The sequence below is a fragment of the Erwinia psychrophila genome (genome assembly GCF_039023475.1).
Classification (GTDB): Bacteria; Pseudomonadota; Gammaproteobacteria; order Enterobacterales; family Enterobacteriaceae; genus Erwinia.
Genome location: NZ_JBCHVB010000005.1, coordinates 251,157 through 264,087, shown reverse-complemented (window position 1 = coordinate 264,087; position 12,931 = coordinate 251,157). Strand labels below are relative to the sequence as shown.

Annotated in this window: 10 protein-coding genes; 6 read left to right on the top strand and 4 right to left on the bottom strand. The window is 56.1% G+C overall.

The window, feature by feature from the left end; genetic code table 11:
- Nucleotides 1–7: 7 nt before the first annotated feature.
- Nucleotides 8–412: a Z-ring associated protein ZapG gene (gene zapG / locus AAH446_RS14310; RefSeq protein WP_342907356.1), complete on the bottom strand. Its 405-nt coding sequence runs from the start codon at nt 410–412 to the stop codon at nt 8–10.
- A gap of 186 nt (nt 413–598) precedes the next feature.
- On the opposite strand from zapG, the gene zapE reads away from it, so the two are divergent.
- The 5 genes from zapE to sspB all read left to right on the top strand — a co-directional run bounded on the left by zapE (nt 599) and on the right by sspB (nt 4,261).
- Nucleotides 599–1,726 carry a cell division protein ZapE gene (zapE, locus tag AAH446_RS14305; RefSeq protein ID WP_342907355.1) on the top strand — a complete coding sequence of 376 codons (1,128 nt, stop codon included), beginning with the start codon at nt 599–601 and terminating at the stop codon, nt 1,724–1,726.
- Between the two features lie 233 nt (nt 1,727–1,959).
- Nucleotides 1,960–2,388 carry a 50S ribosomal protein L13 gene (rplM, locus tag AAH446_RS14300; RefSeq protein ID WP_342907354.1) on the top strand — a complete coding sequence of 143 codons (429 nt, stop codon included), beginning with the start codon at nt 1,960–1,962 and terminating at the stop codon, nt 2,386–2,388.
- Nucleotides 2,389–2,403: 15 nt separating this feature from the next.
- Nucleotides 2,404–2,796, top strand: a complete 393-nt coding sequence (gene rpsI / locus AAH446_RS14295) for a 30S ribosomal protein S9 (RefSeq protein WP_016190582.1) — start codon at nt 2,404–2,406, stop codon at nt 2,794–2,796.
- A 317-nt stretch (nt 2,797–3,113) separates the two neighbouring features.
- A complete protein-coding gene (gene sspA / locus AAH446_RS14290) occupies nt 3,114–3,755 on the top strand; it encodes a stringent starvation protein SspA (RefSeq protein WP_342907353.1) in 642 nt (213 codons plus the stop codon).
- A 5-nt stretch (nt 3,756–3,760) separates the two neighbouring features.
- Nucleotides 3,761–4,261 (top strand): ClpXP protease specificity-enhancing factor, encoded by a 501-nt coding sequence (gene sspB, locus AAH446_RS14285; protein ID WP_342907352.1) that lies wholly within the window; start codon nt 3,761–3,763, stop codon nt 4,259–4,261.
- Between the two features lie 60 nt (nt 4,262–4,321).
- On the opposite strand, the gene tehB is transcribed toward sspB, so the two are convergent.
- A complete protein-coding gene (gene tehB, locus AAH446_RS14280) occupies nt 4,322–5,185 on the bottom strand; it encodes an SAM-dependent methyltransferase TehB (protein ID WP_342907351.1) in 864 nt (287 codons plus the stop codon).
- A 174-nt stretch (nt 5,186–5,359) separates the two neighbouring features.
- Between tehB and norR the strand changes: the two genes are divergently transcribed.
- Nucleotides 5,360–6,880 (top strand): nitric oxide reductase transcriptional regulator NorR, encoded by a 1,521-nt coding sequence (gene norR, locus AAH446_RS14275; RefSeq protein WP_342907350.1) that lies wholly within the window; start codon nt 5,360–5,362, stop codon nt 6,878–6,880.
- Between the two features lie 52 nt (nt 6,881–6,932).
- Here the strand turns inward: norR and AAH446_RS14270 are convergent, their stop codons facing one another.
- Nucleotides 6,933–8,351, bottom strand: coding sequence for a glutamate synthase small subunit (locus AAH446_RS14270; RefSeq protein WP_342907349.1), 1,419 nt, complete (start codon nt 8,349–8,351; stop codon nt 6,933–6,935).
- 9 nt (nt 8,352–8,360) lie between these two features.
- Nucleotides 8,361–12,821: a glutamate synthase large subunit gene (gene gltB, locus AAH446_RS14265; protein WP_342907348.1), complete on the bottom strand. Its 4,461-nt coding sequence runs from the start codon at nt 12,819–12,821 to the stop codon at nt 8,361–8,363.
- Nucleotides 12,822–12,931 lie beyond the last annotated feature (110 nt).

Here is a 12,931-nt window from a genome sequence, read left to right as displayed (position 1 = left end):
TTTCAGTTTATTTGGTGTTGGCGGTACGGTCACCGCGCAGCAGGCCAGAGGCGCTGTCAGGATAGTCACGGGGCATCTGCACCGGAACCTGGTCGTTGTCCGCTTCAGATTCGGTCAGCTGATAAGCAAAGGGGTTCTTTTCACCCGGCAGGTTCGGCAGCAGGTCATTGGACCCTTTCGCCATATGCTGATACAGCTGACGGTAGTCGCGGGCCATATTATCCAGCAACTCAGCGCTTTGCGCGAAATGGCTGGTCAGCTCTTCACGATAGTCAGCCAGTTCGGCTTTGGTTTTTTCCAGCTCGTACTGTTGGCTGCGCTGTTCGCGAAGCTTCTTATTGCCGAAACGCATTGCTACCGCGCCAATAATCAATCCAACTACCAACCCAATAAGCGCGTATTCCCAGGTCATAATAACTCCCGTGTTGTCTTCGTTGTTCCGTAGGATCGTCTGGCCAATGCCAGTTCACTGTTAGCCACTATAACCGCTAATGTTATGGAAGTGGAATCCTGAGGCAGCATCGCTTAGTGTAGAACGGCCTTTTTTTCGACGATTACTCCCTGGCACCGCCAATTTTTCAGAAAAAGTGAATAAACGATGCAAACAAAGTCTCCGCTGTCGCTCTACCAGCAGGCGCTGGAAAACGGTCAGTATCAGCCTGATGATGTTCAGCGTGAAGCCATAACCCGCCTTGACGGGATTTATCAGGCCCTGAGCCGTGCAGAGGCACCTTCTCCTTCTCAGAATAAGGGGCTTTTTGGCAAGCTCAACCAGCTGATGAGCAAGGGCAAAAATGATCCCCAGCCTCCGGTGCGTGGGCTCTATATGTGGGGGGGCGTGGGCCGCGGCAAGACCTGGCTGATGGATATGTTTTTTCAGGCAATTCCTGGTGAGCGTAAACAGCGGCTGCACTTTCACCGCTTTATGCTGCGGGTTCATCAGGAACTGACGGCGCTGCAGGGTCAGAGCGATCCGCTGAATATCGTGGCGGACCGGTTCAAAAGCGAAACGGATCTGCTCTGCTTCGATGAGTTTTTCGTTTCGGATATCACCGATGCGATGCTGCTGGGAACGCTGATGGAGGCGCTTTTTGCGCGGGGCATCACCCTGGTGGCAACGTCGAACATTCCGCCTGACGAGCTTTATCGCAATGGTTTACAGCGCGCGCGCTTTTTGCCCGCGATTGAGATGATTAAAAAACACTGTGACGTCATGAACGTGGATGCCGGGATTGATTACCGCCTGCGTACGCTGACCTCGGTGCATTTATGGATGACGCCGCCTGGCGAGCCGACCACGCAGGCGATGGAACGCATGTTTGTCGCGCTGGCGGGCAAGAGCCGCACGGCGCAGCCGGTGCTGGAAATCAATCACCGTTCGCTGCCAACGCTGGGCGTGGAGGAAGGCGTAGTGGCAATGGAATTTAAAGTACTATGTGGCGAAGGGCGCAGCCAGCATGACTACATTGAGCTGTCGCGCCGCTTCCACAGCGTGCTGCTGTTTAACGTGCCGGTGATGATCTATAAGACGGAGGATCAGGCGAGGCGTTTTCTGGCGCTGGTCGACGAATTCTATGAGCGGCACGTTAAGCTGGTGGTCTCTGCTGAAACCTCACTGTTTGAGATTTATCAGGGTACCCGCCTGAAGTTCGAATATCAGCGCTGCATCTCCCGCCTGCAGGAGATGCAAAGCGAAGAATATCTCAAACTGCCCCATCTGCCATAAAGTGGGGCGTCTGGTAATTTTATTGTAAAAAGGGGTCGCGCTTTTAAGGCGACTTCTCTATAATCTTGCGACCCCACGTTACAACAAAGGTTTTTTTCCCAAAACTCTTTGTGTTCCAGTAACTCTATCCGAAGGGGTGGGCTTGCTGGTCGAGATGGTCGTGTGAGCCTCAACCGTTTATTCAAGCGTTTGGGATTTCACCAACGTGTAACTTAATTTGGGTAAGCTTTTAGATGAAAACTTTTACAGCTAAGCCAGAAACCGTCCAACGTGACTGGTATGTTGTCGACGCAACAGGCAAAACTTTAGGTCGTTTAGCGACTGAACTGGCTCGTCGTCTGCGCGGTAAGCATAAAGCGGAATATACTCCGCACGTCGATACCGGTGATTACATCATCGTTCTGAACGCTGAGAAAGTTGCCGTAACCGGTAACAAGCGTAGCGATAAGATTTATTACCATCACACCGGCCACATCGGTGGTATCAAGCAAGCGACCTTCGAAGAGATGATTGCTCGCCGTCCTGAGCGTGTGATTGAAATCGCGGTTAAAGGCATGCTGCCAAAGGGCCCGCTGGGCCGTGCTATGTACCGTAAACTGAAAGTTTACGCGGGCACCGAGCACAACCATGCGGCACAGCAACCGCAAGTTCTTGACATTTAATCGGGATTACAGGCAATGGCTGAGAATCAAAACTACGGCACTGGTCGCCGCAAAAGCTCTACCGCTCGCGTATTTATCAAGCCGGGTAGCGGTAACATCGTAATTAACCAACGTTCTCTGGAACAGTACTTCGGTCGCGAAACTGCCCGCATGGTAGTTCGTCAACCGCTGGAGCTGCTGGACATGGTTGGTAAATTCGATCTCTACGTCACCGTTAAAGGTGGTGGTATTTCTGGTCAGGCTGGTGCGATCCGTCACGGTATCACACGCGCTCTGATGGAATATGATGAGTCACTGCGTGGCGAACTGCGTAAAGCAGGCTTCGTTACCCGTGATGCTCGTCAGGTTGAACGTAAGAAAGTCGGTCTGCGTAAAGCACGTCGTCGTCCTCAGTTCTCCAAGCGTTAATTTATTCTGCTTTCGCAGAGTCAATTATCGAAAACCCGGTGCCTGCACCGGGTTTTTCTTTTCCGGCGTTGGCAAAAGCGTGCCATATCGCCAGGTTGTTGATCTTTTTCCCGTCAAATGCACCTCGCTGCCCCCACAAACCGTCGAAAATCTGGTAAACTGTCTGTCACTTTGCGCCCATTAGCAGGGCATTGATGCATGAAATCCTGACTGGATACCGGTTCGGCCTCAGCGCGTGCTAAGGGTCATTTATTAAGCTGGTCAGTCGCCCTGTGGCGGGCCTGCGTAGTGTTTTCTGGATAAACTTGGAGGTTTACATGGCTGTCGCTGCCAACAAACGTTCGGTAATGACGCTGTTTTCTGGTCCGACTGACATTTTTAGCCACCAGGTGCGTATTGTGCTGGCGGAGAAGGGTGTCAGCGTTGAGATCGAGCAGGTAGAAATGGATAGCCTGCCCCAGGATCTGATTGACCTCAATCCGTACCGTACCGTGCCGACGCTGGTCGATCGTGAGCTGACGTTGTATGAATCCCGTATCATCATGGAATACCTTGATGAACGCTTCCCTCATCCACCGCTGATGCCGGTTTATCCGGTTGCGCGTGGCGAAAGCCGCCTGATGATGCATCGCGTTGAGCAGGACTGGTACAGCCTGATGTATAAGGTTGAAAACGGCACGGCTCAGGAAGCGGAAACGGCCCGTAAGCAGCTGCGTGAAGAGCTGCTGGCCATTGCGCCACTCTTTGCGCGCACGCCGTTCTTTATGAGCGAAGAGTTCAGCCTGGTAGACTGCTACCTGGCGCCGCTGCTGTGGCGTCTGCCGCAGATGGGTATTGAACTGGCGGGTGCCGGCTCCAAAGAGCTGAAAGGTTACATGACGCGCGTATTCGAGCGGGATTCCTTCCTCGCCTCCCTGACGGAAGCAGAACGTGAAATGCGCCTGCATACGCGGGGCTGATTATCATGGAAATGACGCATCTTACCCCTCGTCGTCCTTACCTGCTGCGGGCGTTTTATGACTGGCTGCTCGACAACCAGCTGACGCCTCATCTGGTGGTCGATATCAATTTGCCTGGCGTAATGGTGCCTCTGGAGTATGCCCGCGATGGTCAGATCGTACTGAACATTGCGCCGCGCGCCGTGGGAAATCTGTCGTTAGGCAATGAGGAAGTAAGCTTTAATGCCCGTTTCGGCGGCGTTCCCCGTCAGGTAACCGTTCCGCTGGCCGCCGTGCTGGCGATCTACGCCCGGGAAAATGGCGCTGGGACTATGTTTGAGCCTGAACCGATTTACGAAGAGGCCGGCGAATATAATCCGGACGCTGAGCAGAACGGTCCGGCGGAGACGCTGATGTCGGTGATCGATGGCGATCGTCCTGACGACAGCGTGCCCAATGACGAAGATAATCCCGATGACGAGCCGCCACCGCGCGGTGGGCGTCCGTCGCTTCGCGTAGTGAAATAGCCCGTCGCGGCTTGCTTAAGAAAGGACTCCTGACCGGGGTCCTTTTTTTTACGTCCGGAGTCAGGCCTTTCTCTTCGCCAGCAGCGTGACAAAGCGCAACTTTATCGGATTACCCTGTGCATCTACTTTATGCAGCGCGCCTGGATTTTCATTATATTTAACGATGTCCCAGCTGGCGTATTTTTCCAGAAGCTCACCCGGACGAAACGTAAATGGGAAGGGCAAAGGGCAGGGATAATCGGACGTGTCCATTGCGGCCACAATCAGGTTATAGCCTCCTGGCAGCGTTGCGCTCTGCATCTGTTCGATCAGCGTGGGTATCGTTTCCGGCTGCAGGAACATCATAACCACAGTGGAAAGAATAAAATCATACTGTCCGGCGATCGTAACCTGATTAAGGTCTCGCCGGGCAAGCGTGATATTTTCCCGCTTTTCTGCCGCAATCACGCCCTGAAGCTGACGCAGGCTCTCTTCGCTTTTGTCCCAGCCTTCGACGACAAACCCTTTCTGATTAAGATAGAGAACATTCCGGCCATTGCCGCATCCGAGATCGAGTACCCGGCCCGGCTTCATTTTCCCGGCGGCCTCGAGGACCTCCGAGTGCGGAGGCGTTAACTGATATTTCTGGCTGTAGTACCGCTCCTCAGAGCAGTAGAACGCTATCTGGCATTCGATATCTTCACTGACGCTGTCGATGCGGTGCCACTGCTGAGGAGCGATGCGGGGCGGCTGATTGTCAGGCGTAAAAGTAAAAGTGTCTGTGATCTCGCCGCTAGCGGTCATTAGCGAGAAATTGAGCGAGCCGCGCAGGATTGAGAGCTGCGCCCAGCAGCCCTCCCGGGTGTTATGCTGCTTCTGAAAATCGGCTGGCAGCGTTTCTTTGTGCCAGACGGGCAGCGTTTTGTAGCAAATGAGTTCTGACATATTTTCTCCGGCATTCATTCTGTGGCGGGTTCGCAATTTATAAGAGTTATGCCTGTAGTGCAGCTTCCGTGCCAGAAAGTAACTTATTGATATATATTGTTATTATTTTAAATGTTGTGAACAGGACAGCGACCAGCTATTGTCTTTTTAACAATCCAATGTGAAAAAGACACGATGACCCTCTCTGTAAACAGCCTTGCTGATATCGCGGTCGATATACAAGTCAGCCTCTCCAGACCAGACCGGTTCAGCCGCATAATCAGTAGTATTCATCATCTTCTCGACTGCGATGCGACGGCGCTTTTATGCTACGAAGCGCATCAGTTCCGGCCGGTGGCGACGGCGGGCCTTGCGCCTGACGTCATGGGACGGCGCTTCCAGCTGGAGGCTCATCCGCGGCTTGAGGCCATTGCCCGGGCGGGGGACGTGGTGCGTTTCCCGGCGGAGAGTGACCTTCCCGATCCCTATGACGGCTTGATTCCGGAGCATCAGGAGCTGCATGTTCACGCCTGCGTTGGTTTACCGCTCTTTTCCGGTCAGACCCTGATAGGGGCGCTGACGCTGGATGGCATGAATGCCACGCAGTTTGATGCCTACAGTGATGAAGAGCTGCGGGTGGTGGCTGCGCTGGTTTCCGGCGCGCTCAGCAACGCTTTGCTGCTGGAGCAGCTTGAAAAACCCGGGGTGGGAGGCTTTTCCCGGGCGGCGGAGGAGGTGAAGGAGATCGATACCGATGAGATGATCGGATCGTCGCCAGCGATGATGCAGCTGAAAAAAGAGATCGGGATCGTTGCCGCGACCGATCTTAACGTACTGATCACCGGCGAAACGGGCGTCGGTAAGGAACTGGTCGCGCGTGCGCTGCATCAGCAATCGGCCCGCAGCACGCAGCCGCTGATCTATCTGAACTGCGCGGCGCTGCCGGAATCGGTGGCGGAAAGCGAGCTGTTCGGCCACGTAAAAGGCGCCTTTACCGGCGCAATACATGACCGTACCGGTAAGTTTGAAATGGCGAATAACGGCACGCTCTTTCTGGATGAAATCGGCGAACTTCCACTGTCACTTCAGGCAAAACTGCTGCGCGTCCTGCAATATGGCGATCTGCAGCGCGTGGGGGAAGATCGTCCCCTGAAAGTGGATGTCCGTATTCTGGCAGCCACCAATCAGGATCTCCGGCAGGCTTCGGCGGAAGGACGCTTCCGTACCGATCTTTTCCACCGGCTCAGCGTATTCCCGCTCCACGTACCGCCGCTGCGGGAGCGGGGCGATGATATTGTGCTGCTGGCTGGCTATTTCTGCGAGAAATGCCGGAAAAAGTTCGGTCTTCGTCATCTTGCGCTCAGCGGGGCGGCCCGGGCGGTTCTCAGTAAAGCGGAGTGGCCGGGCAATATTCGCGAACTGGAGCACAGTATCTATCGCGCCACGATTATCGCTCAGGCTGAAGCTGGCGGCGCGGAGGTCATTCTGCTGCCCTCCCACTTTTTTCCAGCCCAGGCGGGCGCAGCGTCAGCAGAACCGGTAGCGGAAGTGGCGTTTTCTTCACAAAGCCTGCGTGATGCAACGGATGAATTTCAACGACGCTATATTCGCCAGGCGCTACAGGCGAGTGAAGGAAAGTGGGCTGCCTGTGCGAGGAAACTGGAGATGGACCCCGGTAACCTGCACCGGCTTGCGGGCAGGCTGGGGTTAAAATAGCAAAAAAAAGCCCGCCTTATGCGGCGGGCCTGAAGGGGATCGGGGAGCGGCGTTACACTTCCAGCCAGTCCATAATCCCCTCAGCGGCTTTACGGCCTTCGGCAATCGCCGTGACCACCAGGTCGGAACCACGCACCACATCACCCCCGGCAAAGATTTGCGGGTTGCTGGTCTGGAAAGGCTTCTCGCTTCCTTCAGGAGCGATGATGCGCCCCTGAGCGTCCAGCTCAACGCTATGCTGCTCCAGCCATGACATCTGATGCGGACGGAAGCCAAAGGCCATCACCACCGCATCTGCCGGCACAACGTGCTCCGAACCCGGGACGATTTCGGCGCGGCGGCGACCGTTGGCGTCCGGCTGGCCCATTTCGGTACGGGCCATTTTGACGCCGCTGACCCGGCCGTTACCGTTGATTTCAATGCCCAGCGGCTGAACGTTGAACTGAAATTCCACCCCTTCTTCACGGGCATTTTTTACTTCGCGGCGTGAGCCTGGCATGTTCTCTTCATCACGACGGTAGGCACAGGTGACGTGCGTTGCGCCCTGGCGGATGGAGGTCCGCACACAGTCCATAGCGGTATCGCCGCCGCCCAGTACCACCACGCGTTTTGCGTTCATGGTAATGTAAGGTTCTTCAGCGGAATCCGGGAAGCCCATCGTCTGCTTGGTGTTGGCAATCAGGAACGGCAGCGCATCGAAGACGCCCGGTGCTTCCTCATTTTCCAGCCCGCCCTTCATCGACTGATAGGTGCCGACGCCCAGGAAGACCGCGTCAAACTGCGTCAGCAGGTCGCTCATCTGGATGTCGCGGCCTACTTCCGTATTCAGATTAAACTCCACGCCCATGCCGCTGAAAATCTCACGACGTTTAGTCATGACCGATTTTTCCAGCTTGAAGGCGGGGATGCCAAAAGTGAGCAGGCCGCCGATCTCAGGATGACGATCGTAAACCACGGCCTTTACGCCGTTACGTGTCAGGACATCAGCACAGGCCAGGCCAGCCGGACCGGCGCCGATGATCGCCACACGCTTACCGGTTGGCTTAACGCCGTCCAGGTTCGGCTTCCAGCCCATCTCCAGCGCTTTATCGTTGATATAGCGCTCTATATTGCCGATAGTCACCGCGCCGAACTCATCATTCAGCGTACAGGAGCCTTCACACAGGCGATCCTGAGGGCAGACGCGTCCGCACACTTCCGGCAGGCTGTTGGTCTGGTGAGAGAGTTCGGCCGCTTCGATAATGCGCCCTTCGTTCGCCAGTTTCAGCCAGTCCGGGATGTAGTTATGCACCGGGCACTTCCACTCGCAGTACGGGTTACCGCAGGAAAGACAGCGATCGGCCTGCGCCTGCGCCTGGCTTTCAGAGAACGGCTCGTAAATCTCCACAAACTCAATTTTGCGGATTTTTAGCGGCTTCTTCGGCGGATCGACGCGCTGCAAGTCGATAAATTGATAAACGTTTTGACTCATCGTGACCTCTTACTGCGCCTGCACCCGCAGCTCGGCTGCGGAACGACTACGGTGACCCAACAATGCCTTCACATCGCTGGATTTCGGTTTAACCAGCGAGAACCTGGCGGACCAGGCTGGCCAGTTCGCCAGGATCTCTTCACCGCGTGAAGAACCAGTATGGTGGACGTGTTCGGTAATCAGACCACGCAGATGCTCTTCGTGTATCGCCAGATCGTCCACGCTCAGGACTTCCACCAGCTCTGAATTGACGCGTTTGCGGAACTCGCCATCTTCATCCAGCACGTAGGCAAAACCACCGGTCATACCTGCGCCGAAATTGACGCCAGTACGGCCCAGCACGCAGACGATACCGCCCGTCATATACTCACAGCCGTTATCACCGATGCCTTCAACGACGGTAATGGCGCCGGAGTTACGTACGGCGAAGCGCTCACCGGCACGGCCTGCGGCAAACAGCTTACCGCCGGTTGCGCCGTACAGGCAGGTGTTGCCGATAATGGTCGCTTCATGGCTGCGGAACGCTGAACCTACCGGCGGACGAACGGCCAGTAAACCGCCGGCCATGCCTTTGCCTACATAGTCGTTGGCATCGCCGGTCAGGGTCAGCTCCACGCCGCCAGCGTTCCAGACGCCAAAGCTCTGCCCGGCAGTCCCGCTGAAGTGCGCACGGATTGGATCGGAAGCCAGTCCCTGATCGCCGTGCTTCAGCGCAATAGCGCCGGAGAGCGTCGCGCCTACGGAACGATCGGTGTTACGAATATCAAACCAGAACGTCTTGCTCTGCTTCGCTTCCACAAAAGGCATCGCCTGGTCATACAGCGCCTTATTCAGCAATCCGTTGTCAAATGGCGGATTGCTCTCGGTGCAGTAGACGGCTTTGCCTGCCATCGGGTCTGCCGTTTGCAGCAGCGCGGAGAGATCCAGACTCTGCTGTTTGGCGGTGAAGCCTTCCAGTTCGTTCAACAGATCGGTACGGCCAATCAGATCCACCAGACGCTTAACGCCCAGTTCAGCCATAATTTCACGCGTTTCACGGGCGATAAACTCAAAGTAGTTCGTCACGCGGTAGGGCAGACCGTGATAGTGGTTTTTACGCAGCTTCTCATCCTGCGTTGCCACACCCGTTGCGCAGTTGTTCAGGTGACAAATTCGCAGATATTTACAGCCCAGCGCCACCATCGGGCCGGTGCCGAAACCGAAGCTTTCCGCGCCGAGGATCGCGGCCTTGATGATGTCACGGCCAGTTTTCAGGCCACCGTCCACCTGCAGGCGGATTTTATGGCGCAGGCCGTTAGCCACCAGCGCCTGCTGGGTTTCCACCAGGCCCAGCTCCCACGGACAGCCCGCATATTTCACCGAGCTTAGCGGGCTGGCACCGGTGCCGCCATCATAGCCAGCGATGGTGATCAGATCCGCATAGGCTTTAGCAACGCCGGTCGCGATGGTGCCCACGCCCGGCTCGGAAACCAGCTTCACCGAAATCATCGCCTTCGGGTTCACCTGCTTCAGATCGAAAATCAGCTGTGCCAGATCCTCGATAGAGTAGATATCGTGGTGCGGCGGTGGGGAAATAAGCGTTACGCCAGGTACGGAATAGCGCAGCTTCGCGATATAAGGCGTCACCTTATCGCCCGGCAGCTGGCCGCCTTCGCCCGGTTTGGCTCCCTGGGCCACTTTAATCTGAATAACGTCCGCATTGACCAGATAGGCCGGCGTTACGCCGAAGCGGCCTGACGCCACCTGTTTGATGCGGGACACTTTATTGGTCCCGTAGCGCGCCGGATCTTCGCCGCCTTCCCCGGAGTTAGAGAAGCCGCCCAGGCCATTCATCGCCTCGGCCAGCGATTCATGCGCTTCCGGGCTGAGTGCGCCAATGGACATGGCTGCGGTATCAAACCGCTTATACAGCTCGCTGGCGGGCTCCACATCGTCGAGATTAATGGCGGTGCTGCTGGCAGAGGTTATCGCCAGCAAATCGCGCAGGGCCGCAACGGGACGCTCGTTCACCAGCTTCGCGTAGTGCTGATAATCGCCGTAGTCTCCGCTTTGTACCGCTTTTTGCAGCGTCGCGACCACATCAGGGTTATAGGCGTGATATTCGCCGCCGTGCACATACTTCAGTAATCCGCCCTGATCGAGCGGCTTACGCTGAAGCCAGGCGCGTTTTGCCAGATTCAGCAGGTCCTGCTGGAAATCGGTAAAGGTAGCGCCACCGATGCGGCTGACCACGCCCTGGAAGCAGAGCCCGGAGACGTCGCGATGCAGACCAACGGCTTCGAACAGCTTCGAACAGCGGTAGGACGCGATGGTCGAAATGCCCATTTTGGACATGATCTTGTAAAGGCCCTTATTGATGCCGTTACGGTAGTTCAGCATCAGGGTACGGTAATCTTTCTCGATCACGCCGCTGTCGGCCATTTTTGCCAGTGACTCATAGGCCAGATAGGGATAAATCGCCGTGGCGCCAAAGCCCAGCAAAACGGCAAAGTGGTGCGGATCGCGGGCGCTGGCGGTTTCAACAATGATGTTGGCATCGCAGCGCAGGTTTTTATCGACCAGGCGAGTCTGAACGGCGCCAACCACCATAGGCACGGGGACAGGCAGGCGTTTTTCAGTGATGCCGCGGTCAGAGAGAACCAGTAAAACGGTGCCCTCTTTAACCAGCGCTTCAGCACGATCGCACAGCGCCAGGATAGTCGCTTCCAGCGAGCTTTCAGCTGGATCGAAAGTACAGTCGAGCGTATCCGCACGATAAAACTCTTCATCCTGCGAGGTCAGCTGTTTGAAGTCTGAATAGAGCAGAATAGGGGATTTAAAGCTCAGACGGTGCGCCTGACCTTCCGCTTCGCAGAAGACATTCATTTCGCGACCGATACTGGTAGCCAGCGACATAACATGCGCTTCACGCAGCGGATCGATAGGCGGGTTCGTCACCTGAGCGAACTGCTGGCGGAAATAGTCGTAAATGATGCGCGGGCGGCTGGAAAGCACGGCGAACGGCGTATCATCGCCCATCGATCCCACGGCTTCCTGACCGTTTTCACCCAGAACGCGAATAATGGCGTCCAGCTCTTCGCTGCTGTAGCCAAACTGTTTCTGGAACGTCGCCAGCAGATCGTCATCCATTTCACGGCTGCCAACCTGATCGTCCGGCAAACTCTCGAACGGCACCAGGCGGCGGACGTTTTTCTCCATCCACTCTTTATAAGGGTGGCGGCTTTTCAGATCGTTATCGGTTTCCGCTGAATGAAGAATACGGCCTGCACGGGTATCAATCACCATCAGCTCGCCGGGACCTACGCGGCCCTTCTCCACCACTTCATCCGGCTGATAATCCCAGATCCCCACTTCAGAAGCGCAGGTAATCAGCTTATCTGTGGTAATCACGTAGCGCGCCGGACGCAGGCCGTTACGGTCCAGATTACAGGCCGCATAGCGGCCATCGGACATCACTATGCCTGCCGGACCATCCCACGGCTCCATATGCATGGAGTTAAAGTCAAAGAAGTCGCGCAGCTCCGGATCCATATCCGGATTGTTCTGCCAGGCCGGCGGCACCAGAAGACGCATGGCGCGAATCAGGTCCATGCCGCCGCTTAGGAACAACTCCAGCATATTGTCCATTGAGCTGGAGTCGGATCCGGTCTCATTAACGAACGGCGCGGCATCCTGCAAATCGGGAATGAGCGGGGTACGGAATTTATAGGCGCGCGCTTTCGCCCATTGACGGTTACCGGCGATGGTATTGATCTCACCGTTATGCGCCATATAGCGGAAAGGCTGCGCCAGCGGCCAGCGTGGTACGGTATTGGTCGAGAAACGCTGGTGGAACAGGCAGATGGCGGACTCAAGACGCAGGTCGGCCAGATCCAGGTAGAAGCGCGGCAAATCTGCCGGCATACAGAGACCTTTATAGATATTGACCTGGTTTGAGAAGCTGCAAACGTAGAACTCTTTATCGGCAATGCGTTTCTCAATACGGCGGCGCGCCATATAAAGGCGGCGCTCCATATCGCGCGGACGCCAGCCAGCCGGCGCGTTGATAAACAGCTGCTCAATGCGCGGCATGGAGGAGAGCGCGATTTCGCCCAGCACTTCCCGGTTGACCGGGACTTCACGCCAGCCCACGACGGAGAGCGTTTCGCGTAAGACCTCTTCCTCCACGATACGACGGCTTTCACGAGCCAGTTCGTCATCCTGATTGAGGAACAGCATGCCGACGGCGTAATTTTTCGCCAGGCGCCAGCCACAATCGGCGGCCACTACCCGGAAAAACCGGTCAGGCTTCTGCAATAACAGGCCGCAGCCGTCGCCGGTCTTGCCGTCAGCAAGGATCGCGCCACGGTGCTGCATGCGGGCCAAAGCGTGGATAGCGGTTCGCACCACCTTATGGCTAGGTTCGCCTTCTATGTGGGCGATCAGGCCGAAACCACAGTTATCCTTTTCAAGGGATTTATCGTACAACATATCAGTGAACCTCCCCAGGCTCTGCGGGACTCCCTGCGCCGACGAAGGGCAGACGTAGAAAGGGCACGGCGACAGGTTTTTACGAGCCAGGCTCACCTTTAATGTCGCCC